Origin of the sequence: Zeaxanthinibacter sp. PT1 (genome assembly GCF_028464225.1) — a bacterium.
Taxonomy (GTDB): domain Bacteria; phylum Bacteroidota; class Bacteroidia; order Flavobacteriales; family Flavobacteriaceae; genus Zeaxanthinibacter.
This window is the reverse complement of record NZ_JAQPCN010000004.1, coordinates 43,248-70,184: the sequence shown is the minus strand read 5'-3', so window position 1 is coordinate 70,184 and position 26,937 is coordinate 43,248. Positions and strand designations below refer to the sequence as shown.

Here is a 26,937-nt window from a genome sequence, read left to right as displayed (position 1 = left end):
TCGCGTCGGTGATGAGCAGAATAGTAATGCACCCTACTTATTTCCCGGATATCATAAGTTTTGCCCATCTCGCACAACAGGAGGTGGTGTGGGAGGTACAGGATCATTATCAAAAACAAACCTACAGGAACAGGACCTATATCGCCACGGACCAGGGGAGACAAATGCTGAACATTCCCATTAAACATGTTGGGGGCTCCCAGGGCAGGCAGGATTACCGCTCCGTAAAACTGGAAAATTCCTATCCCTGGCAGCGGCAACACTGGCGCGGCATTCAGACAGCCTACCGCACTTCGCCTTTTTTCGAGTTTTACGAAGACGAGTTATTGCCCCTATTTAAAAACGAGTTCACCTACCTGATGGAACTCAACCTTGAAACAGCCCGAGTCCTTTGCGAATGTCTTCAGTTAGATTTCCCGGAGCACAAAACCACCCGCTGGGAATCAGATCCAGAAGGCGTTGTGGATGGAAGAAGATTGGTGAATGCAAAGGCGGAGTACATCGTGACAATTCCTGAATACCGGCAGGTATTCATGGATCGCCATGGATTCCTTCAAAATCTCAGTACGCTCGATTTATTGTTCAACCTTGGTCCGGAAGCACCTGCCTACCTGGACCAACTTAATTTAAAAACAGGAGATGCTTAGGTTCGTATTACACTACGGAATCCATATCCTGGTGCCTATCGGTATTGCACTTGCATTCTACCCCGGTAAAAGGATCAAAGCTTCCCTGATTCTCCTGGCCGGTTTCCTGTTAGATGTGGATCACCTGTGGGCCGAACCCATTTTTGATCCCAACCGCTGCAGTATTGGTTTTCATCTATTGCATTCCTACCTGGCGATCGCACTGTACACTGCCCTGCTTATCTGGAAACCCCTGAGGATCGTCGGCCTTGCCTGTCTTATCCACATGGTGGCCGATGCCGTTGACTGTCTTTTTATTCTTGATTCAGCCTGAAAGAAGCCATGACCGGGAAGTGGTCAGATAATTTTACATTGAAATTTTTGTGTGCCCTGGTTTCAAAATGCTGGTCTGCCAGGATGAAATCTATACGTAGGGGAAAGTAACGGAAGTTGTAGCTGCGCCCGTAACCGGTCCCCGCCTCTTCAAATGAATCTTCCATATCCTCAGCCACCGTCCTGTAGACGTTAGAGAATTGAGTGTTGTTCATGTCCCCGCTGATGATTACAGGGTAAGACACCTCCCTGCTGTGCGCCTTAAGCAGTTCTGCCTGTTGCTGTTGCTTTGGGAATGCATCACTTAACTTGCCCAGGGCTCGGCCGGAATATTCATAGGTCAGTAGGCGCCGGGAAGGGATCACCTGGAAGGATTGGAAATGCATATTATAGACCCGTATGGTATCTTTTTTATAAAGTATGTCAGCATAGATTGCATTATTTCCCGTCTCCGGAAAATCCAGAGAGCCCTTTCCTACAATTGGGTACTTGGAAAGTATTGCTTGAGTAGACCTGTGTGCTTCGAGGTTAATGTACCTGTATGGATGCTGCTGGAAATTTTCGGACTGCCTCCCATCGTATTCCTGGAAGCAGACAATATCCGGATCCATGCTATTGACGAAATCTATAATTTCAAGATCTACATTCTCTCGTTTTATCTTCCTGTAACCATTATTGAATCCATGGGCATTAAACGTTAGAATACTTAGATCTTCCTCATCTATGGGATTTTCCTTTAGACGAAATTGGAAAAAACTACCTAAAAGAAAATACCCTAGGACCAGGGCAGTAAGGGGCATTATTAAAATACGTTTCTTCCTCAATAACCAGAACAGGAAAAAAAGCAGATTTGTCAATACCAGCAAAGGCACCCCGAGACTGACAAAGCCGAAAAATGACAAAAGACCTCTAACGGGTACATAAGGAGTAAGGCAGGACAACAGCAGCAAGCTGCTTACCGCTATAGTGATGATGCGCAAAAGCCCATCTATAAGTTTCCTGACGCCCACAGCACTAATCTTCTTTACCTGCTTTAAAGAGGAAGTCCTTTTCCGCCTGTGAAAGGCTTTCATACCCGGACTTGCTGATCTTATCCAGGATCCCGTCTATTTTGCGCTGGGTGGCCTCTTTATCATATTGCTCCTTAGTCGGCTTCTCTCCACCGGGTTTTCTTCGGTAGACCGTCCGCAAAGGAACCTTCTTGTCTCGTTTGCGGAACATATTGCCGATACCGTCCAGGGCGTTGGAAAATCCCTCCCCTATGTCCTTCCCATGCAGGAGCTGCCTTGCGTAGATGTATCCCAACAGGGCACCACCCAAATGTGCAATATGCCCCCCGGCGTTACCCATGGGGATCTGCACCAGGTCCATCAGAACAAAAAACACCCCGATATACCAGAGCTTAACATTGAAAAAGAGGAGTCGCACCTCTTGGTTGGGAATATAGGTACACACAAAAATTAGTACTGCTGTAACTCCTGCCGAAGCGCCGATCAGGGATGAATTAATTCCGCTGAAGGCCGGAAAGACGTTATAGCTGAGTAAGAACATCAGCCCCCCGGCGATTACCCCGAGGAAATAGACATTGGTAAACCTGCGGGGGCCGAACAGGTTAAGGAAGATCCGGGCCGAGAAATACAGCATGATCATATTCCAGAACAAGTGCCATAGCCCGGCATGGAAGAAAGAATAGGTGACCAAACCCCAGGGCTGTACGATAAAATCATTGAAGTCCTTGGGAAGTTCAAACCAGCGCATGATTGCATCTGCCGGCATTCCCATTAAGAATGTAACTAAGCCATTCACCAAAAAAATAGCTACATTGATAGCGATGAGTTTCTCAGCAATACTAAGCCTTGCAAATTGGTATTTCAGGTTTCCAGCATCCATGTTAATCCCATCGATTATTATTGAATTGATTCTTTTTCCAGTACCACATCATAAGGAATCCGAATAGTGCCCCCCCGACGTGCGCAAAATGTGCGATTCCGTTCCCGAAAATCGAATACCCGGTAACTCCGGAAAATAGGTCGAGCCCAATCAGCACGGGGATAAAGAATTTAGCCTTGATGGGCACCGGCAGAAAGATAAGGAACAATTCGCTGTTGGGATAAGACATTCCAAAGGCCACTAGTATACCATATATAGCCCCCGATGCACCCACTGCAGGTGTATTATAAGCACTGAGGAAGTTGTCAATGGTCGATTGTGATGCCAAATTGTACCAATCAGGACTGTACTTCCCTTGAGAAATGATGTCCATCACTTCTCCTCTGGCCAGGCCACTGTTCACCAACGCCTCCATCCCTTCATTAAAGTAATAATAATTAACTCCGGAGTGGATAAGAGCGGCGCCAAGTCCGGCTGAAAAATAAAAGAAAAGGAACTTATTGCGTCCCCACATCCTTTCAAGAGGGGTACCAAAAGCCCATAAGGCATACATATTGAAAAGTATATGCATAAAGCCGCCGTGCATAAACATATGCGACAGGATCTGCCAGATTTCAAAGTTTTCACTTTTAGGGAACCAGAGAGAGAACCATTGATACATCTGCTCCGGGTAAAGAGATGTCGCTATAAAAAACAGCACATTGATGATCAGTAAATGTTTTATAGCTTCTGTTAATCTACCCATTTATATAAATTTTTTATCGATGTCTGATTCTGTTAAGGTGATATAGGTTTTTTTTCCAAAGGGACTCAGCGCAGGCTCTTTACAGGCGAACAGATCATCTACAAGGGCCATCCGGGATTCTGCATCCAGGATTTCACCCGATTTCACCGCGAGTGATTTGCACAAGGTCTTGGATAAGATATCGGTCTGAGAAAAACTCTCTGCCTCCTGCTCAGACTGGTAATCCGATATCAGGTGGTCCAGGACCATTCCCACTTCGCTGCTGTTTACCATCAGCGGAACCCCGGTTACCTGCAGCTGTTCTTCCCCCAAGGTTCCAAAGGCAAATCCAATGGCAACAAGGCTTTCCCTGATTTCCCGGATCATATTCATCTCGGAGGGGCTGAAGTGCAGGACCATTGGAAACAACAACTGCTGGCTCACGGCATTCTTGATCGTTATACTTTTTAGGAACTTTTCATACAAGACCCTCTGGTGTGCCCTGCTCTGGTCAATGACCAACATCCCTGATTTTATAGTGGTAACAATATATTTCCGTCGTAATTGGAAACTATTCCCTCTTTGCTCCTTTTCACCATCCGAGTCAAAAATTGAACTGGTGTAGGAGTCGGATTCCACCGGCAATACAGAAAGCGTATCTTCACTACCAACCTGCGAATCCAGGCCTACATACATGCTTTCCCAGCTACTTTCCTGCCTGGAACTGAATTGGGTGGGCGCTGATCTTTTGTTATGCTCCTCTTTAAAGGGGTTGAATCCGGCATCGACAGATACCCGTGGTGGATGCGCCCCTTTTTCTTTAAAGTCGTACGGGGTATCCAGGTTCTGATCCCTTTCAAAATCCAATACCGGTGCTATATTAAATTGCCCAAGGCTGTGTTTTACTGAGGAACGCAGGATAGCGTAAAGTGTTTGCTCATCGTCAAATTTGATCTCTGTCTTGGTCGGGTGGATATTGATATCGATAGATCCCGGATCCACTTTAAGGAACAGGAAATAACCCGGGTGAACATCAGAGCGGATAAGACCTTCAAAAGCTGCAGACACGGCATGATGTAGGTAGGGGCTCTTAATAAATCGGTCGTTGACGAAAAAGAACTGCTCACCCCTGCTCTTCTTTGCAAATTCGGGCTTACAAATAAACCCCGAGATCTCCACCACCTGGGTTTCTTCAGTTACGGGTACCAGCTTCTCGTTGGTCTTACCGCCAAAAAGATGCACAATACGCTGCCTGTGATTGGTATCAGGGAGATTGAATAATTCGTTCCCGTCGTGAAAATATTGGAAACTTATTCCGGGATGGGCCAGGGCTACCCTATGAAATTCATCTGTAATATGTCGCAACTCTACTTGTTTGGACTTCAGGAAATTACGACGTGCCGGGATATTAAAGAAAAGATTTTTAACCGCCACGGAAGTTCCTACCGGGGTGGTAATAACTTCCTGGTCCGTGATGCGACTACCCTGTATACTCAACAGTGTCCCGAGCTCATCGGAACCCGGCCTGGTTTTCATTTCTACGTGCGCAATAGCCGCGATGGAGGCCAGGGCCTCTCCCCGGAATCCCTTGGTGTTCAGGTGGAACAGGTCATCTGCATTGCGGATCTTAGAAGTAGCATGCCTTTCAAAACTCAGCCGCGCATCCGTGACACTCATTCCCATTCCGTCGTCCACGACTTGTATCAGGGTCTTGCCCCCGTCCTTTATGATCAGTTGAATATTTTCAGCCCCGGCATCAATAGCGTTTTCCAGGAGTTCTTTTACTACAGAAGCAGGTCGTTGTACGACTTCCCCGGCAGCGATCTGGTTGGCTACGTGATCCGGTAAGAGTTGAATTCTGTCAGGCATTATTGGGTATAGAAAATTGAAAGATCAAAGTCTATGATATACAGGAAGATCAGGATCAGGATGGCTAAGATGATATAGAACCTCCATTTAAAATTGCGGTCGCCTGCATTCTTCATATCAGACATCGCCTGGTTCCATCTCCGTCTTATCCCCCCTGGGGAATCGACGGTTGTACGGAATTTATCCAGCCTGTGTTCAATTTTAAATGGACTTCCTTCACCTTTATCGTCAAAGTAGCGAGGCGAGTAATCAAACTTTTTGTTCTTACGTAATTTTGTGAATCTTCCCATGATCTTATCCCTTCAAAGTTACTTAAAAACAAAAAGAGTGCCGAAACTTCGCTGCCAAAAATTGTTAACAGCAAAACGTCGGAAGCCCTTAAATATCGAAGTTTTAGAAGAATCGTGAGGATCAGTTCCCCAGAACGGCCATTTTTAACGCAACAACAGCAGCCTCTGTCCCCTTATTACCGTGCTTACCCCCGCTCCTGTCCTGTGCCTGCTGAAGGTTGTCATCGGTCAGGACGCAGAAGATCACGGGAATATTATATCGGACATTAAGATCTTTAATGCCTTGTGCCACAGCACTGCATACGTATTCAAAATGCGCGGTTTCACCACGAATTACGGAACCGATCGCGATAACGGCGTCGGGCGCGTGCTTTTCCAGCATACGCTTACAGCCAAAAACGAGTTCAAAACTACCGGGGACATTCCACCGTAAGAGATTGGTCTCCAATAGACCGGCCTCTTCCAGGGCTGCCTGTGCCCCTTCAAACAGACTCTCGGTAATCTCTGTATTCCATTCGGAAACCACAACTCCTATTCGGAGTGAAGCTGCATCCGGCAGGGATGTTTTATCGTAATCAGAAAGGTTCTTGTTAACGGTGGCCATTAGTTACCACTTTTAGCCATTCCAAGAAATACATCAATAGAACCAGCTTCTACGGCATTAGGGTACTCTTCCTTAATGCGCTCAAAATACTCGGCTGCCTTGCTGGCTTCCCCAAGTTCGAGCGCAGTAATCCCCGCCTTGTGTAGAAATTTCGGAGTGGTATACTCGTTCTCATTATGATTAAAAGCCTTCTCGTAATAAGAAAGTGCCTCTTCCGGTTGCTCTAATTGCATAAATGCATCACCAATTCCTCCTTTAGCTAGGGCACCCAGGATAGCATCGTCTGAAGAAAAGTCTTCAAGATGATCAATAGCCTCCTGGTATTTCTGCATGTTCAGGTAAGCCATCCCCGCTGAATAATTCGCAAGGTTAGCTGCCTTGGTACCGCTGTACTCATCGATGATATCCAGGAAGCCATATTTACCCTCTGCACCGTTCAGGGCCAGGAGGTAAAGGCTGTCTTTTTCTGCACTGTTCAGCGCCTGGTCAAAATACTGTTGCGGATAATACATCTCGTTGGCCGCGGTAGCTTCGCGTGGAGCGAGGACAAACTGGTTATAGGCAAGGTATCCCAATACTCCGATCGCGATAACGCCGATCACCCCCAGGATATAGTTCTGATTCTTGTAAACCCACTGTTCAGACCTGGACGCACTCTCATCCAGGGTACTGAAAACCTCGGCGGTAGTACTGTTATCAACTGATTGTTGTTGTTCTTCGGCTTTATTCTTTGGCTTAAAGCCGCGCTTCTTATATGTTGCCATGGTTCTAGTTATTGGTCGCGCAAAAATAAAGTTTTTATCAAAACCTCAACCCTATTAATTCGTTATTTTTCGATAATTTGCAGCCCCTATTTAATTAAATTCTCCAAAACCCACCATGTTTTTAAAAAAGATCTCGCTCGTTAATTATAAAAATTTTGACAGCGGGGAATTTGAATTCGATTCAAAAATCAACGCTTTCGTGGGTGCTAACGGCGTTGGAAAGACGAACGTATTAGACGCTGTATACCATCTCTGTTTCGGAAAAAGCTACTTTAACCCCATCTCTAGCCAGAATATCAGGCATGGTGAGGATTTTTTTATGATTGAAGGGGTATTCCAGAAAGAAGAACGGGAAGAGCGGATCGTTTGCAGTCTTAAAAAAGGCAGTAAAAAGGTCATAAAACGCAATGGTAAGGCATATGAGCGGTTTTCTGACCATATAGGCTTACTGCCGCTTGTCATGATCTCTCCGGCAGACCGGGACCTTATTATTGAAGGAAGCGAGACCAGGCGTAAGTTCATCGACGGTGTGATCGCACAATCAGATAAAGATTACCTGCAGGCCCTTATTCACTATAATAAGGTGCTTATGCAACGAAATTCCCTTTTAAAGTATTTCGCGGTAAATCACCGGTTCGACCCTGCAACCCTGGAAGTGTATAACGAGCAGCTATCCCATTACGGTTCGCTGATCTTTGAACGGAGAAAACAGTTCATTTCAGAATTCATAGACACTTTTAGAGAACAATACAAGGTGATTTCTGGTGGACACGAAGTTATCGGCCTGGAGTATGACAGTAAATTACACGAGGAGGAACTGGGAAGCTTACTGAAAAATAACCTGGAGAAAGACCGGGCATTGCAATACACCAGTGTAGGAACACATAAGGACGACCTTAAATTTACCATCGACGAGCACCCTATAAAGAAATTTGGCAGCCAGGGTCAGCAAAAAACTTTCCTGATCGCTTTGAAATTCGCCCAATTCCATTTTATTAAAGCACATGCAGCAACAACCCCGGTGCTATTGCTGGATGATATTTTTGACAAATTGGATGAAAACCGGGTAAAACATATTATCACCCTGGTTGAAGACGATAATTTTGGGCAGATTTTCCTCAGTGATACCCATCGGGAACGAACGGAAGAAATCGTTAAATCCATCCATCAATCTTATAAAATATTTACCTTGTAATATGAAAAAACTGCTCCTATTAACTCTTATTTTCACCTTAAGTGGTTGTGGTCATGATGTTAAAAGTGAGGACTTACAACACCTGGATGGGTACTGGGAAATTGCCGAAGTAGAAATGCCTGACGGCCAGTCCAGGGAGTACAAGGCCAGCACCACAGTAGATTACATCTCTCTACAAGGCCGGGAGGGTTACCGCAAAAAAGTTCAGCCATCGCTAAGCGGGACCTACACAACATCTGATGATGCCGTCAAGATTTCAATAAGTGAGAAAGAAGGTGTGTTCTATATCAACTACCGGGAAGCGGACAACGAATGGTCTGAGCGCATTCTGCAATTGGAGGCTTCAGATTTAGAAGTGATCAATGACGAACAAGTGATCTACCGTTACAAGCGATACGAACCCATTAACATCCAAAAATGAAGATGAAGAAAGACAAGGATAAAGATCAGTCCCTGGGTGGAATATTGAAAGATTTCATCAAAGACAACAAGCTTCAGGGAGGAATAAATCGCATTAATGCCGAGGAGGCGTGGAAAGATACCATGGGTCCCGGTGTGAATAATTACACTACAGGCGTTGTATTCCGAAATGATACGCTTTTTGTCTCGCTCAGTTCCTCAGTACTCCGGGAAGAACTCAGTCTTGGGAAAAGTAAAATTGTCCAGATGCTCAATGAAGCTATCGGGCAAGACCTCATTAAAAAGATTGTGCTGAGATAAAAAAACCGGGGCATAGCCCCGGTTAACTGTCTTATCAAAATTAGAACAGACTTATACCTAGTAGATTTCCCTACCGGAGAAATGAAATGCTCCTTCTATTTGTGCATTCTCATCACTATCTGAACCGTGTACCGCATTTTCACCAATATCTTTAGCGAATAATTTTCGGATTGTACCTTCTGCTGCTTCTTTTGGATTAGTAGCACCGATCAAAGCCCTGAAATCTTCTACCGCGTTCTCTTTTTCAAGAATTGCAGATACTATAGGCCCCCTGGTCATAAATTCTACCAGTTCACCAAAGAATGGTCGCTCTTTGTGGATAGCGTAAAATTCCTGGGCATCCCTCAAACTCAGTTGCGTGTACTTCATAGCCACGATCTTAAAGCCGGCAGAGGTTATTTTTTCCAAAATTGCTCCTATATGACCATTTTCGACCGCATCAGGCTTAATCATGGTAAAGGTTCTGTTTCCTGTCATTTTCTTAAAATTTTGCGCAAAAATAAGCTTTCTGATCGCAACCCGCAACATTTATGGGTCAAGGAATTACTGAGCAGCCCGGCAAGGTGTATTCCGGTTCAATTAATGTGGATGCTCCTTCCCTCTTTCGCATTAAATTGTATATTTGGGCGAATGAATCCACACGAGGTAAATACGGTAAGAGCCCTGCTATCAGAGCCTCAACAGGCCGTAATAATTCCACATAAAAATCCGGACGGTGACGCTATCGGCTCCTGCCTGGGATTATATCATTTTCTAAGAAAATTAGGGCATGACGCCAAGGTCGTTGCCCCCAACGATTATCCCAAATTCCTGAAATGGATGCCGGGGAACGATGATGTAATCATATTTGATAAGCAGACAGAATTAGCACAGGGTCTGCTGGACAAGGCGGCCCTGGTATTCACCCTGGATTTCAATGATCTCGGCAGGGTTGGCCCACATATGGAAACATCTTTAAAACAGCTAAAGGTCCCGATGGTCATGATAGATCATCACCAGGCTCCCTCGGATTATGCAAAAGTAACCTATTCCGATACCGGGATGAGTTCTACTTGTGAAATGGTCTACCGTTTTATCGAGGCTGTCGGTTCTACAGAGATCATCGATGCGGATATCGCTAATTGTCTTTACGCAGGGATTGTCACCGACACGGGCTCTTTCAAATTCCCTTCAACCAGCAGTGATACCCACAGGATTGCGGCAGACCTGATAGACAAGGGAGCCCAGAACTCTGATATACACAGCAATATTTTTGATACCAATACTCCAGCCAGGTTACATTTACTGGGCTGCGCGCTTAAGAATATGGTCATTAAAGCAGAGGTGAGCACAGCTTACATCACTTTATCCCAGGCAGAGTTAGATCAGTATCAATACAAAAAAGGAGACACCGAAGGGTTCGTAAATTACGGTTTAACCCTTGAAGGAATTAAATTTGCCGTGATCTTCATAGAGAATAAGGAAGAAGGAATCATCAAGATATCCTTTCGTTCAGCCGGTGAATTTTCAGTGAATGATTTTGCCAGGACCTATTTTAATGGAGGTGGGCATAAAAATGCTGCAGGGGGTCGTAGCGAAAGATCGATGGAAGATACAGTGGCCTATTTTGAATCACTTCTCGAGAAACATAAAAAGGATTTGAACCCATGAGAATATACCTGCTTACCGGGCTGGCGATCTGCATGTTAATGAGTTGCGGGGAAGCTGAACCCAGGAAACCCGTTAAGGTTAAATCCGGGAGTTTTCTGAAAACCTCGGTTGAACGGAATAAAGACCTATTGTCCCAGGAGGAAGCCCGTATCCGGGCGATCATTGCTGATGACAGCCTTAACACCTACCTATCCAGCGCCAGTGGTTCGTGGTATCGTTACCTGGTTAAGAATGAGCAGGACGATTACCTGCCAAAACCGGATGACCTGGTCTACTTAACCTATGATATGATGACCCTGGATAACGACACCCTCTATGCCCATGATGAAGTGGGCACCGTATTATACCGGGTAGACAGACAGGAATTATTCCCCGGGTTAAGACATAGTGTGAAGCTTCTGAAACAAGGGGAAAGTGCTATCTTCCTCTACCCTTCCTCCCAGGGCTACGGGTATATCGGGGATAAAAATAAGATTGGTCCCAATGTTCCTTTAAAAGTACAATTGACCATTTTAGACATCGAGAAACAAAACGACAGTATATAAATTAATTGCAATCCATGAAAAACGCTATTTATTTCTTATTTCTATTTACCGCTATCCTTTCGAGTTGTAAATCCAGCCAACACGCAGACCTGGGTGACGGTATCTTTGCCGACATTGAGACCAGCGAAGGTGATATTATCATCAGGCTGGAATACGACAAGACACCGGTGACGGTGGCTAACTTTATTTCCCTGGCTGAAGGCACTAATCCTTTCGTCAGTGACGAATACAAAGAGAAGAAGTACTATGACGGGGTGACCTTCCACAGGGTGATCAAAGATTTTATGATACAAACCGGGGATCCTACTGCCAGCGGTAACGGTAATCCCGGCTACAAGTTCAAGAACGAAATACACGACTCCCTATCGCACAATAAAGCAGGCATCCTATCCATGGCCAATGCCGGTCCCGGTACCAATGGCAGCCAGTTCTTCATAACCCATAAGGAGACGCCTTGGCTAGATGGCAGGCATACCGTTTTCGGAGAAGTAGTAGAAGGTATGGGCGTCGTTGATACCATAGCACAGGTTAAAACAGGCGATAAGGATAAACCGGTGAAAGACGTGGTGATGAACAAGGTAGAAATCATTCGTAACGGTAAGGCAGCCAAAAATTTTGATGCCGTAAAAGTCATGTCTGATTATTTCGCAGAAGAAGAGGCAAAATTGGCCGCTGCAGAGAAGGTAAGAACAGATTTTATCGCGACGACTGCAGAACAAAGAGCGAAAGCTGATTCCCTGCCTTCCGGTCTAAAAATCTTACGCCTTGAAGAAGGCAGTGGTGAAAAACCGGCAATAGGCAAACAGGTATTAGTGGATTACGCCGGGTGGCTGACAGACGGAACTTTGTTTGATACCAGCGAGGCAGAAATCGCACGAAAATTCGGGCAATTTGAAAAGATCAACCAAATGCACCGCGGCAACCTCAGTCCTGTCCCTATGGACTATAGCCCCGATTCCAGGCTGGTAGCCGGGTTTAAGGAAGGGCTGCTCTCCATGAAGATCGGCGATAAAGTGCGGCTGTTTATACCCCCACACCTTGGCTATGGTGCACAAGGTGGCGGACCCATCCCGCCCAATGCAGAACTGGTCTTTGATATAGAGATCTTAAAAGCCGCAGAATAAGTACAGGCAGAATAAGAATATACGAACCCCCTTTTAAGGGGGTTTTTTAATGGAGCGCAGTCCTGGAAATATCCCTACTTATGCGATCAAAAATAGACGTTAAGGGATTCATAAAACCTGGACTACATGGTTATATTCGGGCATCAAATCGACTCACTCCATGCGCACATATAAATTTTTCCCCCTGGCCTTTATTTCCCTGTTATTCTTCTCATGTACAGACGATTCCCTGGAAGATATTCTTGAAATCAAAGCACAGGCCGACCCTACTAAGACTGTCAATATTATCACCTTTGATTTTAATGACCTCAGTGGGGGACACAGTGTCTCTGCCATCGGGAAAGATGGATGTGAAGGTGAAATAACTGTAAGCGCTTTTAACCCTGGTACACCGGGCCATAACAGCTGCCTCAGTTTTGATTCCTCCCTGCCGAACCCCGGTAACGAAGACCTGGGCACTCCCAACCAGCTGTATGGAGGCCCCGGTAAGTCTGAACAGGGCGAGGAACCCAGTAATGATATCCCTTTGGGAACGGTCCTGGTTATTTCTGAATATTCTACCCCCACAGAACCCCTTGTGAGCACTGCAGAGGGCACCAAGTTTGTCTTCAGTTTTAAAAATTACGGGGAGGGATCGGCCACAGTATACGGTTTTGACATGTTGGATCTCAACAAAGAAGATGCCAATGCAATACCGGCACGAGTCTCACTTTACGATGAACAGGAACAACTGGTGCAGGAAGTGATTATACCTTTCGCCAATGATAATGCCAAACAATATGTAAACCTGGGAGCCATGCCGGGGGTAGTCAGGATGGAGATCGAGATGAATAATAAGGGGGCAATTGACAACCTGAGGGTTAGCTGTTTGCAAGGCACCTCAACCTACACTCCACCATCCACCGAAGAGGAGACAACGGAAGAAGAGCCCACAGGTAATGAGGGTGAGGAAACCGAGAACGACGGGGAAGAAAACGATAACGATAACGGCGAAGAAGAGCAGGATACAGAGGAAGAAGAGCAAGAAGAACAAAACGAGGACAACTCTGACGAGGACAATGATGATGATGATGAGAACGACGAAGACGATGGAGAGAATGATGATGACGATGATGACGAGGACGATGACGAGGACGATGAGAATGATGAGGACGATGATGATGATGAAGACGATGACGATGAAGACGATGAAGACGATGAAGACGATGACGACGATGATGAGGACGATGATGATAAGATTGGGAATGGACACCGTGATGGAAACAACGGGAACCATAATGGAAATGGTCACCAACAGGGAAACAACGGGAACAGTAATGGAAACGGACACCAGGGTGATAAAAAGCCTAGGAGCTAATAACAGAATTCAGCTGCTGTAGTAGTATTGAAATCCACACTAAGGCCATTAAAAAACCCGGGATATACACCCGGGTTTTTATTTTAATTAGGAAAAGTTATTTCCAGTTCTGCGATTTCAGCTTTACAGTAGCCTTAAGGATATCCTTCTGTGATATCTGGCCTGCCAGTTTTCCATCTTCCAAAATTGGAAAGCGCCTTCTCTTGGTCTCCAGGAACTTCTTGGCCGCATCAAAGATATTCATGTTTCCATCAATGGTCTCAACATCTTTCACCATGTGCTGTGAAACCTTGTTATTTTCCAGTGGCATATTGTAATACCTACTTTCACTGATGTGTTTGATACAATCACCTTCAGAGATGATACCCACCAGCTCATTCTTATCATTGACCACCGGTCCCCCGGAAATTTTATACCTGATCAGCTTCTGTATAACTTCTTCTACGGATTGTTCAGGGTTAAATGTAATCAGCTTGCGCGTCATATAATCACTAACCTTTAAGGGAACATCCGCTTCTTGCAAGGGCTGTCTTCGCCCCATAAAACTCTTTATACCCATAATACCGTGATTTGTTGTCTATTAAATATACTGAATTCCAGAGACTTTATTCAATATTTGACATTAAATCGAAAGGCATTCATAAAGGGGTATACCGGGAGCAGGAATCCTTATTTTTTGGGGATATGCCGTAAAATATCGAGAAGAAACGTCCAGAATTTTTTTACGCTGCCAATATGAACCCTTTCATCCGGGGAATGTGCTCCTCGTATAGTCGGGCCAAAGCTTATCATATCCAATTCCGGGAAAGTATTTCCAATGATCCCACATTCTAAGCCTGCATGGCATGCAACTACCCGTGGTTGCTCTTCGAACAGGGCTGTATAGCGCTCCTCCAGGACTTTAAGTATTTTAGATTCAGGGTCAGGCGTCCAGCCGGGATACTCCCCGCTAAAACTCACTTCACACCCTCCTAATTCAAAAACTGACTTCAGGCTGTCTGCCAACACCATCTTCACAGATTCTACGGATGATCGCGTCAGACATCCTATTTCCAGTTTCCCCTCGCTCAATGTAATCCGTGCTATGTTGTTCGAGCTTTCCACCAGCCCATCAAAGGCTGCACTCATGGTATACACCCCGTTATGGGCTGCAGAGATCATCTTCAGAAGTTTTTCCTGTGATTCCCGGTCCATTACCAGTACAGGGCCGGGAACCTTAGAACTCTCCATCTTCAGGCCTGGTTCGGTAAGGGTAAGCTCGGCCGTGATTTCTGACGAAATGAGTTCTAATCGGGACTCCAGCTGATCGGTCTTTACAGCCGGTACCGCGATAATCGCTTTACTTTCTCTCGGGATGGCATTCCTGAGACCTCCACCGTGAATGCTGTTGATCCGTATTTCCAGGTTTTCCGTCAATCCTGCCAGCAGCCTGTTCATAATTTTATTGGCATTCCCCAATCCCTTGTCGATGTCCATACCGCTATGACCACCCTGTAAACCACGGACCACGAGCTGATAGATCTCGTGATCATCGGTCAGCTCCTCCTCCATATAATCGCGTTGGGCAGTAATATCCACTCCCCCTGCGCATCCTATATCAATCTCATCATCTTCTTCCGTGTCCAGGTTCAGCAAAATTTCTCCCTCAAGGGTGCCTTTTTCCAATCCTTTTGCACCTGTCATGCCCGTCTCTTCGTCAATAGTAAATAAAGCTTCAAGCGGGGGGTGCGGAATATCAGTGCTCTCTAACAACGCCATAATTGCGGCAACTCCCATCCCATTATCAGCACCAAGTGTGGTTCCTTCGGCTTTCACCCATTCCCCGGCCACTTTCATCCGTATACCTTCCTTATCAAAGTCAAAACTGGTATCCGCGTTTTTCTGGTGAACCATATCCAGGTGCGACTGCAAGGTGACCATAGGCCGGTCTTCCATTCCGGCGGTAGCCGGCTTACGAATAATAACGTTACCTATACTGTCTTTAATGGTTTCCAGGTTAAGAGACCTGCCAAACTCCATCATAAATGCAATCACCCGTTCCTCTTTTTTTGATGGGCGGGGTACTTCGTTCAATTTCACAAAATTCTTCCATACTCCTGCGGGCTCCAGGACTGCTATATTTTCATTCATAGTAAACAATTTAATCGCAAAATTACTGATAGAATCAAGACTGTGGTACTGAAATGGTTAAATTTAAAGCCGTGAAAAACAAGTTGAAAAATTATATCGCTCTCTCTCTTATTCCCCAGGTCCTTATCGTACGATATCTGCATAGTAAACCGGGATGGATTGAGGAGTATTACAGCCTTGGAATATACCCTTACATCTCTTCTGCCTTGAGGACGCTCTATGGTTGGGTTCCTTTTTCTGTGGGTGACTTTCTTTACACCGCCATCGGACTGCTAGCTATAGGCTACCTCATCAGGAACAGGCATGAAATCCGCTATAATTTAACGGGTCTTACCAGAGATGTTTTCCTTGTGCTTTCTATTGCCTATTTCAGTTTTCACTTATTGTGGGGGCTCAATTACCACCGTGTCCCATTAGCTGAAAGGCTAGAATTAAAAGATATGGTGACTAAGGAGGAGGTTATCGCATATACTCGCGAACTTATTGCTCATACCAATCAACAACAACTCACGCTTAGCGGGGACAGCCTTCAAAGGGTTCATATTCCATACACCAAAAATGAGATCAGGCAGCTGACCCTACAGGGGTACCAAGACCTGGCCAAGGAAATGGATTTTGCCCACTACACCCCTGCCAGCATAAAGACATCCCTCTACAGCAGGATGCTTAGTTATATGGGGTATGGCGGCTACCTGAACCCCTTTACCAATGAAGGCCAGGTGAACCGTTTGCTGCCCGCTTTCAGGGCTGCTATAGTATATGGTCATGAGATAGGCCACCAACTGGGCTACTCGGCAGAGAACGAAACTAATTTCATAGGGTACCTGGTCACACTTCATAATAATGACCCATACCTTACATATGCCGCTAATGCTTACGCCCTTGGCTACTGCCTAGCGCAATTGCGACGTACAGACCCGGACTTGTCCAGGACTCTATACCAGGATCTTAATCCCGGGGTACAAAAAAATTACGAGGAGATGGATGAGTTCTGGAGATCCTATGAAAATCCGACCGAGCCTGTTTTTAAGGCCATTTTCAATTCTTACCTCCATGCTAACAAGCAGAAGGATGGGATTTTAAGTTATAACAGGGTGGTTTCCCTGATTATAGCCTATCAACGTAAGGAAGTGCATTGATTTTAATTTATTCCTGGATAGCGATCTCCGCCCCTTCAGGCTTTTTGAAGAAAGACGGTTCCACGGGAGATGACCTGAGGTTGACATTCTTAAAAATTACCTGCTTTCTCATATCCGTCGGTCTCCCATCCTCGTAATTGTACCACGAAATGGAAGCAGGGAGATACACCCCGTTAATCAGCTGCCAATCGTTATAGCGAATCCAGTGAACATCATCTGAAGGGCCGTCTTTTCCGTAGGTCACCGTATATCCCAGCCATTCCATCCGCATAGTTTTGGGGTCATAGTACAAATAATATTCATCTTCCGGACTCACCCCTACCCCGGGCTCGTATTGTATCCGGAATCCCTGATATGAAGTTCCCTGAAATTGGAGTGGTTCGGCATTTTGATATTGTATCCCGTCATCAGCGAGGACAAACGGCATGGCGTAAAAATAAAACATCAGGTTGTGATAAAAGACCGGGTCTCCCTCGTACTTATTCATGGGGTCATGCAGCCATACGTCTTCACCGTCAAAGCCCATACTGTAATCCGTTGCATCAATCCTGTCTTTCCTCGAGTACAAGTCAATAGTATGGACTTCTTCCGTGTTATTCTTAGGCAGCGTAAATTTTAAGGTACGTTGAAGCTTCCAGATATCGAGACCCCCGTGTGCGTCAAACACCTGGCCCAGGGCATCAGGATAGCTGCTTTCTACGATGGCGGTAGTATCAGTTGGTGTATCCTTCTTATCTTTTGAATTGTCTTTAACTTCCTTGCATGCGGTACCGAGTAGCGCCAATATCAATAAAGGGAACAACAGCTTCATAGTATAATTTTAAGGTTAGTCGTTAATGTTCTGACATGTTTACGCTTTACATTACTTTTGTTTTTATGATCAGAATCACAGAAGTAAGTAGTCTTCAAAATCCTATAGTCAAGCAAATCACAGCCCTCCAGGATAAATCAAGAGAACGGCGTAAAATCGGTCTTTTCGTCCTTGAAGGAAGCCGTGAACTAGAACTGGCCCTGGGTGCCGGGTACCGGGCGGAGACGCTCATATTATGCCCGGAATTATTAGATCCGGAAAGCAGGGACAGACTCCTACAAAAACAGGGTATTCCGGAACACCTTGTCCATGTCTCTTTACAAATTTACCGTAAAATCGCATACCGTGGTGGCACGGAAGGAGTAATAGCGATAATGCATTCCGGAAAACATCATCTCGATAGTTTAGCTTTTAAGCGCGATCAACCATTAGTTCTCGTAGCTGAAGCACCGGAGAAACCTGGTAATATAGGAGCATTGCTTCGCACGGCGGATGCCGCAGCCCTGGACGCAGTACTGATCGCCAACCCCAGGACAGATCTCTACAATCCCAATATCATCCGTTCCAGTGTTGGTTGCCTTTTCAGTGTCCCCATAGCAACGGGAAGCACCGAAGAGATCATTGCATTTTTAAAACAGCAGAAACTGAAAATTTGGTGTGCTGCCTTAAGTGCTTCCAAGCCTTACCATGAAATGGATCTTAGCCTGGGAGGTGCCATAGTTGTCGGCACAGAGGCAGATGGCCTCAGTGATGAATGGCTGAACAATGCAGATGAAAATATCATCATTCCGATGCAGGGAGCGATCGACTCTATGAATGTTTCCGTATCAGCCGCAATACTTATATTTGAATCAATGCGGCAAAGGGGATTCCGAAAAGGATAATCTTCATTAACCTCAAGCACCGTTATGAATCACCAAACCTTATTCTTAATTATTATCAGCCTGCTTATCCTGCAATTTTTATGGGAATCCTGGCTGAATTTCCTGAATGCCCGTCATTTTAAAGATGCCATCCCGCCTTCGCTCTCCGATGTGTATGAAGAGGAACAATACGCTAAATCACAGTCCTACAAGCATAGTAACTATCGGTTTGGACTGGTCACTTCTACTTTTTCTTTACTACTGACCCTTGCCGTCCTGTTTTTCGGAGGATTTGAGATCATAGACCAATGGGTCAGGAGCATTACGGAAAGTCCCATCCCTATGGCCCTATTGTTCTTCGGGCTGATTTTTATCGGTACGGACCTGCTAACGCTGCCATTTTCTTATTACCACACCTTTGTCATCGAAGAACGTTTCGGATTTAATAAAACCACGCCCAGACTGTTTGTCATCGACAAGTTGAAGGGCTGGGTACTTATGGCCCTTATCGGAGGGGGTATCCTGTCTGCGGTCATCTTGTTGTACCAGTTAAGCGGATCATGGTTCTGGGTATATGCCTGGCTACTTATTGCTGTCTTTACCGTATTCATGAACTTATTCTACAGCAAATTGATCGTTCCTTTGTTCAACAAGCAAACTCCCCTGGAGAACGGATCACTTAGAGATAAAATTGAAGCTTATGCCGCTACGGTAGGTTTTGAATTAAAAAACATATTCATCATTGACGGTTCTAAAAGGTCTACCAAGGCTAACGCTTACTTCTCCGGCTTCGGGAAAGAAAAGCGGGTTACCTTGTTTGACACCCTGGTCGATGACCTGGAGGAAGAAGAAATTGTCGCAGTACTGGCCCATGAAGTTGGTCATTATAAGAAAAACCATATCCTGGTTAACCTGGCAGCAGCGATACTGACTACCGGGCTCACCCTCTTCCTCTTATCGCTCTTTATCAACAACCCGGAATTCTCCCTCGCCATAGGGGTTTCCCAACCCAGCTTCCATGCTGCCCTGGTCGGGTTCGGGTTACTTTACAGCCCGGTATCTGAATGCACCGGATTGTTGATGAATTATATCTCGAGGAAATTTGAATACGAGGCAGACCATTATGCCAGGAGTACTTACAAGGCTGAACCACTTATCAGTTCTCTTAAAAAATTATCTAAGAATAACCTGAGTAACCTGACACCCCATAAAACTTACGTTTTTGTACACTATTCCCATCCCCCGCTGAAGGACAGGATCAGGGAGCTTAGGGCATGATTTTTGTTGGTTACAATTAAAGATTGTGGTATTTTTATTTTATGAGGACGGAAGCTGCTATAGAAAAAGAGAACAAGGAGATTGCTAAACAGTATAAGGAATTACTGCGCATCAGTTACCAGACCCTGAGCAAGGAGGACAAGCAACTGATACGCTCTGCCTTTGACATTGCAGTTGACGCCCACAAGAACCAAAGACGCAAATCTGGTGAAGCATATATATTTCACCCTATTGCCGTAGCTAAGATCGTCGCTTCTGAAATCGGTCTCGATGCTGTCTCTATCGCAGCCGCATTGCTCCATGACGTAGTTGAAGATACAGAATATACCCTGGACGATATTGAACGTATGTTTGGGGAAACCATTGCGAGGATCGTGGACGGACTGACCAAGATCGCCCACTTGAATAAGGACATGAACATCTCGCAGCAGGCAGAGAATTTCCGGAAAATGCTGCTGACCCTGAATGATGATGTTCGGGTAATTATCATTAAGATCGCGGACCGCTACCATAACTTGCTCACTATGGACGCCATGCCGGAGCATAAACAGGTGCAGATAGCGTCAGAGACCCTTTACATTTATGCCCCTGTCGCCCATAGGATCGGGCTCTATAATATTAAAACAGAGCTCGAAGACCTGAGCCTTAAATATACCGAACCCGAAGTTTACAAGGACATACTGGGTAAAATCGAGGAGACGAAGGAGGAACAACAGAAGTATATTGATGATTTCTCGGCCATCATTCACAATTCTCTGGATAAAGAAGGACTTAACTATGTCATCAAGGGACGAACCAAGTCAATTTACTCTATCCGGAAAAAGATGGTAGCCCAGAACGTAGCTTTTGACGAGATCTACGATAAGTTTGCCATTCGAATTATCTATAAGTCGGACCGACAGAATGAGAAGTTCCTTGCCTGGAAGATCTATTCCGTTGTTACAGATCACTTTACCCCCAACCCTATCCGGTTAAGAGACTGGATCTCTTCTCCGAAGTCTACGGGCTATGAGGCCTTACACATTACGGTCATGGGCCCTCAAGGCAAATGGGTAGAAGTACAGATCAGGAGTGAACGGATGCATGAGATTGCTGAAAAAGGGTATGCAGCCCATTTTAAGTACAAGCATGGTGCCCAGAAAGAACAGGGTATAGAAGTTTGGTTAAACCGTTTACAAGACGCCCTTGAAAATTCTAACGGCAGTGCCGTTGATTTTGTTGAAGAATTCAAACTCAACCTGTATTCTAAGGAAATCTTCGTATTTACACCCAAGGGAGATCTTAAATCACTCCCAAAGGGAGCTACCCCTTTAGATTTTGCCTTCCATATACACACCGAAGTGGGAATGAGGACCCGTGGAGCTAAGGTGAATGGTAAGCTGGTACCATTGAATACAGAGCTCAATAGTGGCGACCAGGTAGACATCATTACATCAGAACACGCTCAACCCAACCAGAACTGGCTCAACTACGCGACCACGGCACGGGCAAGGTCCAAAATTCGCTCTGTCCTGAGAGAAGAGAAGAAAGAAGTGGCCATGGAAGGAAAGGAGATTCTGAGACGAAAACTGAAGTCCCAGAAAATTAACCTATCAGAAGAAGTCATTAATAAAATGGTGGTCTTCTTTAAGCTGAAAACAAGCCTGGATCTCTTTTACAGGGTTGCAATTGGCGCAATAGACAACCAGAAGATCAAGGATTTTGCTTCCTCTTATAATAACGCCTTTATCAGTTTCTTTAAAAACAAGATCCGGAAACCTACGGCCCCGGTTGATGTTGATAAAGATGAGATCACGACCAAATACGACCTGCTCGTATTCGGAAAGGAAGAAGAAAGACTTAATTACACGCTTTCACAGTGCTGTAAGCCAATTCCGGGGGATGATGTCTTCGGGTTTGTCAGTGTTAATGAAGGCATCAAGGTTCACAAGAAAAATTGCCCTAATGCCATTTCCCTGCAGTCTAATTACGCCTATCGAATCATCAGCGCCAAGTGGATCGATTCTACCCAGGAAGAATTCACTGCCGAAATTAAAATGACAGGTATTGACAACCTTGGTTTGATGAACGAGATCACTGAAATTATCTCGGATAACATGCATGTGAATATGCGTAACCTGAACTTCAGCACGGACGGCGGAACCTTTACCGGAAGAATCACCGTAGTGGTCAAGAACAAGAATATTCTCAAGAAGCTGATAGACCATCTGAAAGGGATCAATGGAATTGATAAAGTCTTCAGAATTTAATTTTAAACCCTACATTTGCACCTCGATACTGTAGACGGTACCATGGATAACAAAAACCAGGAAATTGTTAAGAATGTTTTCACCGCTTTCTTAGAGGAAAACGGGCACCGGAAGACCCCGGAACGCTATGCGATCCTCCAGGAAATCTATGAAAGTGATGAGCATTTTGATATAGAATCACTCTATATCAATATGAAAAACAAGAACTACCGGGTTAGCCGTGCCACCTTATACAATACCATAGAATTGCTGTTGGAATGTAAACTGGTCCGTAAGCACCAGTTTGGAAAGAACCAGGCTCAATACGAAAAATCGTATTTTGATCGACAGCACGATCACGTCATCCTGACCGATACGGGAGAGGTTGTGGAATTCTGTGATCCGAGGATCCAATCGATCAAGAAAACCATCGAAGAGGTCTTTGATATCAAGATCAATAATCACTCACTTTATTTCTACGGTACTCGTAATAAAGACGAAAAAGAAACAAAATAACCAGCTATTATTTATGGCAGTAGATTTGCTATTAGGTCTTCAATGGGGAGACGAAGGAAAGGGAAAGATTGTTGACGTACTTACCACGGATTACGATATCATAGCACGGTTCCAGGGAGGACCTAACGCCGGCCACACCCTTGAATTTGACGGTATTAAACATGTGCTACATACAATTCCTTCGGGGATTTTCCATAAAAATGCCATCAACGTTGTCGGGAATGGTGTAGTAATTGACCCGGTGATTTTCAGGAAAGAACTGGAGAACCTGGAGCAATTTAATATCGATATAGTTTCCAAATTACTCATTTCGCGTAAAGCTCACCTTATCTTGCCAACACATCGTTTACTCGATGCTGCATCAGAGGCAGCTAAGGGTAAGGCTAAGATTGGTTCCACGCTTAAAGGAATCGGTCCTACGTATATGGACAAAACCGGGCGTAATGGTCTGCGTGTAGGCGACCTTGAAATGGACGACTGGAAAGAGAAATACCGGGCCCTGGCCAACAAGCACGAAGCCATGATCCATTTTTATGATGTGGACATCCAATATAACCTTAAAGAACTGGAAGCCGAGTTTTTTGCAGCGGTTAAAGAGCTAAAGAAACTCAGTTTTATCGACAGCGAGGAATACCTCTACCAGGCATTCCGTTCGGGAAAGAAAATATTGGCTGAAGGCGCGCAGGGATCCTTGCTAGATATTGATTTTGGAACATACCCGTTCGTAACTTCCTCCAACACTACAGCTGCCGGGGCCTGTACCGGTCTTGGGATTGCACCAACGGCCATCGGAGAAGTATTTGGTATTTTTAAGGCCTATACCACCCGGGTTGGTAGCGGCCCTTTCCCAACAGAACTCTTTGATGAGACGGGGAAGACTATTGCGACGGTTGGAAACGAATTTGGCGCTACCACCGGGAGACCCAGGCGTTGTGGCTGGCTAGACCTGGTAGCCCTGAAGTACGCGGTACAGGTTAATGGGGTAACCCAACTGATGATGATGAAGGCAGATGTCCTCAGTGGGATAGAAAAGATCAGGGTTTGCACGGCTTACAATTATAAGGGAAAAGAAATCAACCACCTGCCCTTTAATATAGAAGCTGAGAATGTCACCCCGGTGTATAAGGAAATGGAGGGCTGGCAGGCAGATCTGACCAAGATGACCAAAGCCTCCCAATTGCCTAAAGCATTAAATGACTATATAGATTTTCTGGAAAAAGAAGTGGGAGTACCGATCGCTATAGTTTCTGTAGGACCGGACAGGACCCAGACCATCAACCGGTAAATCCGTTACTTCCCAAGAAAATCCTAAATAGCCATCTCGGATCGTGAACTCCTTTAAAATGTCCTACTTTTGGACCAAATTTTCGGTTTGAAGCAACTGGTATTTCTTTTTTGCCTACTTACGCTTCCCTTATTAGGGACTGCCCAGGAACAAGCTTCCGAAGGGCAGCAGATCAATATTGTCTACGGGGCCAACTTTACGAAAGATGAAGTAAAATATCCCGGGGCCGCTATCTTCAGTAAGGATGACCGGCAAGTACAGTTTGAACACCAGGGAGCCGATCTCTTCTGCGATATTGCCATTTTTTACCAGAAAGAAAACCGGCTGAGGGCCATAGGGAATATTGTATTAAAGCAGGGCGACTCTGTTCAGATGAACAGTGGCAAAATTGAATATAACGGGGACACCCGCCTGGCTAAGGCCTATGAGAAAGTAGTGCTCAGAAATGCTTCCATGACCCTGCGCACGGACACCTTGTATTTTGACCGTGAAAAGCAGGAATCGTTCTACCGCAGCTCAGGGACCGTAGTAGATTCCGTAAACACCCTAACGAGCAAGATCGGGCGCTATTACATGGAACAGAAAAAGTACCAGTTCCTCGATAGCGTGAAGATCAATAATCCCGATTACCTGATGGAATCCAGGCAACTGGACTACTACACCACTTCTAAGAATGCGTATATGTACGGCCCGTCGACAATTACCGGTGACACCTACAAGATCTATTGTGAACGGGGTTTTTACGACACCAAGGTAGAAAGCGGTTACGGCATCAAGAATACCCGTATAGACTACAACAACCGTATCATAGAAGGTGACAGCGTCTACTTTAATAAACTGGCTCAATTTGCATCGGCGACCAATAATATCAAAGTTACGGATACCATAAACAAAGGAGTGATCAGGGCTCATTACGCAGAAGTTTACAAGGATAAAGACTCCGTTTTTGCCACTAAGCGAGCCGTCTCTATTAGCCTTGTGGAGAAAGATTCGCTCTACATGCACGGAGATACCCTCATGGTCACAGGCCAACCTGAAGAACGAATATTACGGGCATTCAGGAATGCTAAATTTTACAAGACAGACCTCAGTGGAAAATGCGATTCTATTCACTTTGATCAAAGAACCGGGGTAACTCAACTCATCACAAACCCGGTTTTATGGAACGTGGACAACCAGATGACAGGAGACAGTATTCACCTGGTATCAGACCTGCAAACAGAAAAAATGGATTCGCTCAAGGTCATTAATAATGCCTTCATCATATCACAAGACAGTATCGGGAAAGTTGGTTTTAACCAGGCAAAAGGCAAGGATTTGTTCGGAAAATTCAAGAACAATTCGTTGGACTATGTAGACCTTGTCAAGAATACAGAGGTCATTTATTATATGTACAACGACGATAATAAGCTCATGGGCATTAACAAGACCATCTGCAGTGCCATTAGAATGACCATGGCGAATAACGATATAGAAGATATCACCTTTTTCACTAACCCGGATGGGGACATTTTCCCACCCAAAGATCTGCCGGAAAACAGTCGTAAACTTAAAGGGTTTATATGGAGAGGTGATGAACGTATCTACAGCAAGGATGATATTTTTGATGAAGATGACAACAGCATAGAACTGGTGAAAATTCGTGGAGTGGATCACCCTATCGATCTTGAAGGTGAACAAGCGCCACCCCTGGAAGAAAACCCGGGAAAAGAAGATCCAGCCTCAACGGTCAATAAGAAAGCTGTCATACCCGCAGACAGTGCCAAAACCGGCAAAAAAAAGCCTTAGATCATGAAAGAAGATTTTTTCAGATACCAGGCTCAAACCACACCTCATCCCCTTGCGCTTGAGATATCCCATGCGAAGGGAAGTTATATATATGATACGGATGGTAAGGCACACCTGGATTTTGTCGCTGGGGTTTCTGCATGCAGTCTCGGGCATTGTCACCCTGCGGTGGTAAAGGCCATTCAAGAGCAGACAGAAAAATACATGCATGTCATGGTCTACGGGGAATACGTGCAAGAGCCGGCTGTAGCCTACAGCAAAAAACTGGCCTCCCTCTTACCGGAACCATTAGAATCCACTTACCTGGTTAATTCGGGTACGGAAGCTATGGAAGGGGCCTTAAAACTGGCGAGAAGAGCTACGGGACGGACAGAGATCATATCAGCCAGGAATGCCTACCACGGTAATACAATGGGCAGTCTCAGCCTTATGGATTACGAAGAAAGACTGGCTCCGTTCCGGCCATTGATTCCAGGGGTATCACACATAACTTTTAATAAAATAGAAGATCTGCCGCTGATCACTGAAAAGACGGCTGCCGTAGTTCTGGAGACCATTCAGGGAGGTGCCGGATTCATTTTACCGGAAGCGGGTTACCTGGAGAAGGTACGGGAACGTTGTGATGAAGTAGGCGCTTTACTGGTCCTTGATGAGATACAACCCGGTTTTGGCAGGACAGGTAAATTATTTGCTTTTGAACATTACCGCTGCATTCCTGATATCCTGGTTCTTGGTAAGGGTATGGCATCAGGTCTGCCGATAGGAGCTTTTACAGCTTCTCATGCGCTGATGCAATTACTTAGCGATAAACCGAAGCTGGGACATATCACCACCTTTGGGGGTAATCCCGTGATTGCAGCCGCAGCCCTGGCCACTCTGAACGAAATCACTTCCGGGCAGCTCGTTACAGAGACAATGGAAAAAGAGAAAATTTTCAGGGAAAAGCTTCAACATAAACTCATTTCGGAAATTCGTGGTAAAGGTCTTATGTTGGCGATTATGGTCAAAAATCCAAAAATCGCCAATGAGCTGGTCCTGGAATGTGCTCGCCGGGGACTGGTGTTATTTTGGCTTTTATTTGAGCCCAGGGCAGTGCGGATATCGCCGCCATTGCCCATATCTATTGAAGAAATTGAAGAAGGGTGCGATATCATCCTACAAGTTTTAACGCATATCGAGCAATAAAGCTGTTAACAATATTGTTAATA

Annotated in this window: 28 protein-coding genes; 17 read left to right on the top strand and 11 right to left on the bottom strand. The window is 45.2% G+C overall.

Annotated features, from left to right (window positions below):
- Positions 1–11 precede the first annotated feature (11 nt).
- Entirely contained in the window at positions 12–647 is a 636-nt protein-coding gene (locus PP178_RS11490; protein WP_430974722.1) for a WbqC family protein, read from the top strand.
- Positions 640–960, top strand: a complete 321-nt coding sequence (locus tag PP178_RS11485) for a DUF6122 family protein (protein ID WP_272594493.1) — start codon at positions 640–642, stop codon at positions 958–960. The genes PP178_RS11490 and PP178_RS11485 overlap by 8 nt, the downstream gene beginning before the upstream one ends.
- Here PP178_RS11485 and PP178_RS11480 read toward each other — a convergent pair.
- The 7 genes from PP178_RS11480 to PP178_RS11450 form a co-directional block, all read right to left on the bottom strand.
- Positions 941–2,032, bottom strand: coding sequence for an endonuclease/exonuclease/phosphatase family protein (locus PP178_RS11480; RefSeq protein ID WP_272594492.1), 1,092 nt, complete (start codon positions 2,030–2,032; stop codon positions 941–943). The genes PP178_RS11485 and PP178_RS11480 overlap by 20 nt on opposite strands.
- Entirely contained in the window at positions 1,974–2,849 is an 876-nt protein-coding gene (locus PP178_RS11475) for a rhomboid family protein (protein WP_272594491.1), read from the bottom strand. The genes PP178_RS11480 and PP178_RS11475 overlap by 59 nt, the downstream gene beginning before the upstream one ends.
- Position 2,850: 1 nt before the next feature.
- Positions 2,851–3,594, bottom strand: a complete 744-nt coding sequence (locus tag PP178_RS11470; RefSeq protein WP_272594490.1) for a rhomboid family intramembrane serine protease — start codon at positions 3,592–3,594, stop codon at positions 2,851–2,853.
- Positions 3,595–5,442, bottom strand: a complete 1,848-nt coding sequence (mutL, locus tag PP178_RS11465) for a DNA mismatch repair endonuclease MutL (RefSeq protein WP_272594489.1) — start codon at positions 5,440–5,442, stop codon at positions 3,595–3,597.
- Positions 5,442–5,732 (bottom strand): riboflavin synthase subunit beta, encoded by a 291-nt coding sequence (locus PP178_RS11460; protein WP_272594488.1) that lies wholly within the window; start codon positions 5,730–5,732, stop codon positions 5,442–5,444. The genes mutL and PP178_RS11460 overlap by 1 nt, the downstream gene beginning before the upstream one ends.
- A 121-nt stretch (positions 5,733–5,853) precedes the next feature.
- Positions 5,854–6,336, bottom strand: coding sequence for a 6,7-dimethyl-8-ribityllumazine synthase (ribH, locus tag PP178_RS11455; protein WP_272594487.1), 483 nt, complete (start codon positions 6,334–6,336; stop codon positions 5,854–5,856).
- Entirely contained in the window at positions 6,336–7,100 is a 765-nt protein-coding gene (locus tag PP178_RS11450) for a tetratricopeptide repeat protein (protein WP_272594486.1), read from the bottom strand. Before PP178_RS11450 ends, ribH begins: the two co-directional genes overlap by 1 nt.
- A 115-nt stretch (positions 7,101–7,215) precedes the next feature.
- On the opposite strand from PP178_RS11450, the gene recF reads away from it, so the two are divergent.
- From recF to PP178_RS11435, 3 genes are read left to right on the top strand one after another with little or no spacing between them, the layout of a single operon-like run.
- Positions 7,216–8,295 carry a DNA replication/repair protein RecF gene (recF, locus tag PP178_RS11445; protein ID WP_272594485.1) on the top strand — a complete coding sequence of 360 codons (1,080 nt, stop codon included), beginning with the start codon at positions 7,216–7,218 and terminating at the stop codon, positions 8,293–8,295.
- A 1-nt stretch (position 8,296) separates the two neighbouring features.
- A complete protein-coding gene (locus tag PP178_RS11440) occupies positions 8,297–8,716 on the top strand; it encodes a lipocalin family protein (RefSeq protein ID WP_272594484.1) in 420 nt (139 codons plus the stop codon).
- The gene (locus PP178_RS11435) at positions 8,713–9,015 is read left to right on the top strand and encodes a DUF721 domain-containing protein (protein WP_430974721.1); all 303 of its coding nucleotides are present in this window, start codon (positions 8,713–8,715) and stop codon (positions 9,013–9,015) included. Before PP178_RS11440 ends, PP178_RS11435 begins: the two co-directional genes overlap by 4 nt.
- A 57-nt stretch (positions 9,016–9,072) precedes the next feature.
- Here the strand turns inward: PP178_RS11435 and PP178_RS11430 are convergent, their stop codons facing one another.
- Entirely contained in the window at positions 9,073–9,492 is a 420-nt protein-coding gene (locus PP178_RS11430; protein ID WP_272594483.1) for a nucleoside-diphosphate kinase, read from the bottom strand.
- 153 nt (positions 9,493–9,645) lie between these two features.
- Between PP178_RS11430 and PP178_RS11425 the strand changes: the two genes are divergently transcribed.
- The 4 genes from PP178_RS11425 (at position 9,646) to PP178_RS11410 (ending at position 13,691) form a co-directional block, all read left to right on the top strand.
- Entirely contained in the window at positions 9,646–10,665 is a 1,020-nt protein-coding gene (locus PP178_RS11425; protein WP_272594482.1) for a DHH family phosphoesterase, read from the top strand.
- Entirely contained in the window at positions 10,662–11,210 is a 549-nt protein-coding gene (gene gldI, locus PP178_RS11420) for a gliding motility-associated peptidyl-prolyl isomerase GldI (RefSeq protein WP_272594481.1), read from the top strand. Before PP178_RS11425 ends, gldI begins: the two co-directional genes overlap by 4 nt.
- A gap of 14 nt (positions 11,211–11,224) precedes the next feature.
- Positions 11,225–12,334, top strand: coding sequence for a peptidylprolyl isomerase (locus tag PP178_RS11415; protein ID WP_272594480.1), 1,110 nt, complete (start codon positions 11,225–11,227; stop codon positions 12,332–12,334).
- A gap of 160 nt (positions 12,335–12,494) precedes the next feature.
- A complete protein-coding gene (locus PP178_RS11410; protein ID WP_272594479.1) occupies positions 12,495–13,691 on the top strand; it encodes a hypothetical protein in 1,197 nt (398 codons plus the stop codon).
- A gap of 97 nt (positions 13,692–13,788) precedes the next feature.
- Here PP178_RS11410 and PP178_RS11405 read toward each other — a convergent pair whose 3' ends face one another.
- Together PP178_RS11405 and PP178_RS11400 are read right to left on the bottom strand one after the other, a co-directional pair.
- Positions 13,789–14,250: a CBS domain-containing protein gene (locus tag PP178_RS11405; protein WP_272594478.1), complete on the bottom strand. Its 462-nt coding sequence runs from the start codon at positions 14,248–14,250 to the stop codon at positions 13,789–13,791.
- 110 nt (positions 14,251–14,360) lie between these two features.
- A complete protein-coding gene (locus PP178_RS11400; RefSeq protein ID WP_272594477.1) occupies positions 14,361–15,821 on the bottom strand; it encodes an aminoacyl-histidine dipeptidase in 1,461 nt (486 codons plus the stop codon).
- A 71-nt stretch (positions 15,822–15,892) separates the two neighbouring features.
- On the opposite strand from PP178_RS11400, the gene PP178_RS11395 reads away from it, so the two are divergent.
- On the top strand, positions 15,893–16,960 hold the full coding sequence (locus tag PP178_RS11395) for a DUF3810 domain-containing protein (protein ID WP_272594476.1): 1,068 nt from the start codon (positions 15,893–15,895) through the stop codon (positions 16,958–16,960).
- 7 nt (positions 16,961–16,967) lie between these two features.
- Here the strand turns inward: PP178_RS11395 and PP178_RS11390 are convergent, their stop codons facing one another.
- Complete coding sequence (locus tag PP178_RS11390) at positions 16,968–17,771, bottom strand: DUF6503 family protein (protein WP_272594475.1); 804 nt, start codon at positions 17,769–17,771, stop codon at positions 16,968–16,970.
- 65 nt (positions 17,772–17,836) lie between these two features.
- On the opposite strand from PP178_RS11390, the gene PP178_RS11385 reads away from it, so the two are divergent.
- The 7 genes from PP178_RS11385 (at position 17,837) to PP178_RS11355 (ending at position 26,914) form a co-directional block, all read left to right on the top strand.
- Positions 17,837–18,655 carry a TrmH family RNA methyltransferase gene (locus PP178_RS11385; protein WP_272594474.1) on the top strand — a complete coding sequence of 273 codons (819 nt, stop codon included), beginning with the start codon at positions 17,837–17,839 and terminating at the stop codon, positions 18,653–18,655.
- Between the two features lie 24 nt (positions 18,656–18,679).
- Positions 18,680–19,912, top strand: coding sequence for a M48 family metallopeptidase (locus PP178_RS11380; protein WP_272594473.1), 1,233 nt, complete (start codon positions 18,680–18,682; stop codon positions 19,910–19,912).
- Positions 19,913–19,953: 41 nt separating this feature from the next.
- Positions 19,954–22,161: a RelA/SpoT family protein gene (locus tag PP178_RS11375; protein WP_272594472.1), complete on the top strand. Its 2,208-nt coding sequence runs from the start codon at positions 19,954–19,956 to the stop codon at positions 22,159–22,161.
- A 42-nt stretch (positions 22,162–22,203) separates the two neighbouring features.
- Positions 22,204–22,656 (top strand): Fur family transcriptional regulator, encoded by a 453-nt coding sequence (locus PP178_RS11370; protein ID WP_272594662.1) that lies wholly within the window; start codon positions 22,204–22,206, stop codon positions 22,654–22,656.
- A 13-nt stretch (positions 22,657–22,669) separates the two neighbouring features.
- Positions 22,670–23,941, top strand: coding sequence for an adenylosuccinate synthase (locus tag PP178_RS11365; RefSeq protein ID WP_272594471.1), 1,272 nt, complete (start codon positions 22,670–22,672; stop codon positions 23,939–23,941).
- Between the two features lie 96 nt (positions 23,942–24,037).
- Positions 24,038–25,729, top strand: coding sequence for an OstA-like protein (locus PP178_RS11360; protein WP_430974729.1), 1,692 nt, complete (start codon positions 24,038–24,040; stop codon positions 25,727–25,729).
- A gap of 3 nt (positions 25,730–25,732) precedes the next feature.
- Entirely contained in the window at positions 25,733–26,914 is a 1,182-nt protein-coding gene (locus PP178_RS11355; protein WP_272594469.1) for an aspartate aminotransferase family protein, read from the top strand.
- Positions 26,915–26,937: the final 23 nt, after the last annotated feature.

Excerpts from the sequence above, each read along its gene's own strand:
- PP178_RS11375 (WP_272594472.1), top strand. The coding sequence starts at position 19,954 with ATGAGGACGGAAGCTGCTATAGAAAAAGAGAACAAGGAGATTGCTAAA.
- PP178_RS11435 (WP_430974721.1), top strand. The coding sequence starts at position 8,713 with ATGAAGATGAAGAAAGACAAGGATAAAGATCAGTCCCTGGGTGGAATA.
- PP178_RS11380 (WP_272594473.1), top strand. The coding sequence starts at position 18,680 with ATGAATCACCAAACCTTATTCTTAATTATTATCAGCCTGCTTATCCTG.
- PP178_RS11390 (WP_272594475.1), bottom strand. The coding sequence starts at position 17,771 with ATGAAGCTGTTGTTCCCTTTATTGATATTGGCGCTACTCGGTACCGCA.
- PP178_RS11470 (WP_272594490.1), bottom strand. The coding sequence starts at position 3,594 with ATGGGTAGATTAACAGAAGCTATAAAACATTTACTGATCATCAATGTG.
- PP178_RS11440 (WP_272594484.1), top strand. The coding sequence starts at position 8,297 with ATGAAAAAACTGCTCCTATTAACTCTTATTTTCACCTTAAGTGGTTGT.
- PP178_RS11370 (WP_272594662.1), top strand. The coding sequence starts at position 22,204 with ATGGATAACAAAAACCAGGAAATTGTTAAGAATGTTTTCACCGCTTTC.
- PP178_RS11475 (WP_272594491.1), bottom strand. The coding sequence starts at position 2,849 with ATGGATGCTGGAAACCTGAAATACCAATTTGCAAGGCTTAGTATTGCT.
- PP178_RS11450 (WP_272594486.1), bottom strand. The coding sequence starts at position 7,100 with ATGGCAACATATAAGAAGCGCGGCTTTAAGCCAAAGAATAAAGCCGAA.
- PP178_RS11355 (WP_272594469.1), top strand. The coding sequence starts at position 25,733 with ATGAAAGAAGATTTTTTCAGATACCAGGCTCAAACCACACCTCATCCC.
- PP178_RS11430 (WP_272594483.1), bottom strand. The coding sequence starts at position 9,492 with ATGACAGGAAACAGAACCTTTACCATGATTAAGCCTGATGCGGTCGAA.
- PP178_RS11480 (WP_272594492.1), bottom strand. The coding sequence starts at position 2,032 with ATGAAAGCCTTTCACAGGCGGAAAAGGACTTCCTCTTTAAAGCAGGTA.
- PP178_RS11425 (WP_272594482.1), top strand. The coding sequence starts at position 9,646 with ATGAATCCACACGAGGTAAATACGGTAAGAGCCCTGCTATCAGAGCCT.
- ribH (WP_272594487.1), bottom strand. The coding sequence starts at position 6,336 with ATGGCCACCGTTAACAAGAACCTTTCTGATTACGATAAAACATCCCTG.
- PP178_RS11485 (WP_272594493.1), top strand. The coding sequence starts at position 640 with ATGCTTAGGTTCGTATTACACTACGGAATCCATATCCTGGTGCCTATC.
- PP178_RS11385 (WP_272594474.1), top strand. The coding sequence starts at position 17,837 with ATGATCAGAATCACAGAAGTAAGTAGTCTTCAAAATCCTATAGTCAAG.
- PP178_RS11415 (WP_272594480.1), top strand. The coding sequence starts at position 11,225 with ATGAAAAACGCTATTTATTTCTTATTTCTATTTACCGCTATCCTTTCG.
- PP178_RS11490 (WP_430974722.1), top strand. The coding sequence starts at position 12 with ATGAGCAGAATAGTAATGCACCCTACTTATTTCCCGGATATCATAAGT.
- PP178_RS11400 (WP_272594477.1), bottom strand. The coding sequence starts at position 15,821 with ATGAATGAAAATATAGCAGTCCTGGAGCCCGCAGGAGTATGGAAGAAT.
- PP178_RS11365 (WP_272594471.1), top strand. The coding sequence starts at position 22,670 with ATGGCAGTAGATTTGCTATTAGGTCTTCAATGGGGAGACGAAGGAAAG.
- PP178_RS11460 (WP_272594488.1), bottom strand. The coding sequence starts at position 5,732 with ATGGGAAGATTCACAAAATTACGTAAGAACAAAAAGTTTGATTACTCG.
- gldI (WP_272594481.1), top strand. The coding sequence starts at position 10,662 with ATGAGAATATACCTGCTTACCGGGCTGGCGATCTGCATGTTAATGAGT.
- recF (WP_272594485.1), top strand. The coding sequence starts at position 7,216 with ATGTTTTTAAAAAAGATCTCGCTCGTTAATTATAAAAATTTTGACAGC.
- PP178_RS11410 (WP_272594479.1), top strand. The coding sequence starts at position 12,495 with ATGCGCACATATAAATTTTTCCCCCTGGCCTTTATTTCCCTGTTATTC.
- PP178_RS11405 (WP_272594478.1), bottom strand. The coding sequence starts at position 14,250 with ATGGGTATAAAGAGTTTTATGGGGCGAAGACAGCCCTTGCAAGAAGCG.
- mutL (WP_272594489.1), bottom strand. The coding sequence starts at position 5,442 with ATGCCTGACAGAATTCAACTCTTACCGGATCACGTAGCCAACCAGATC.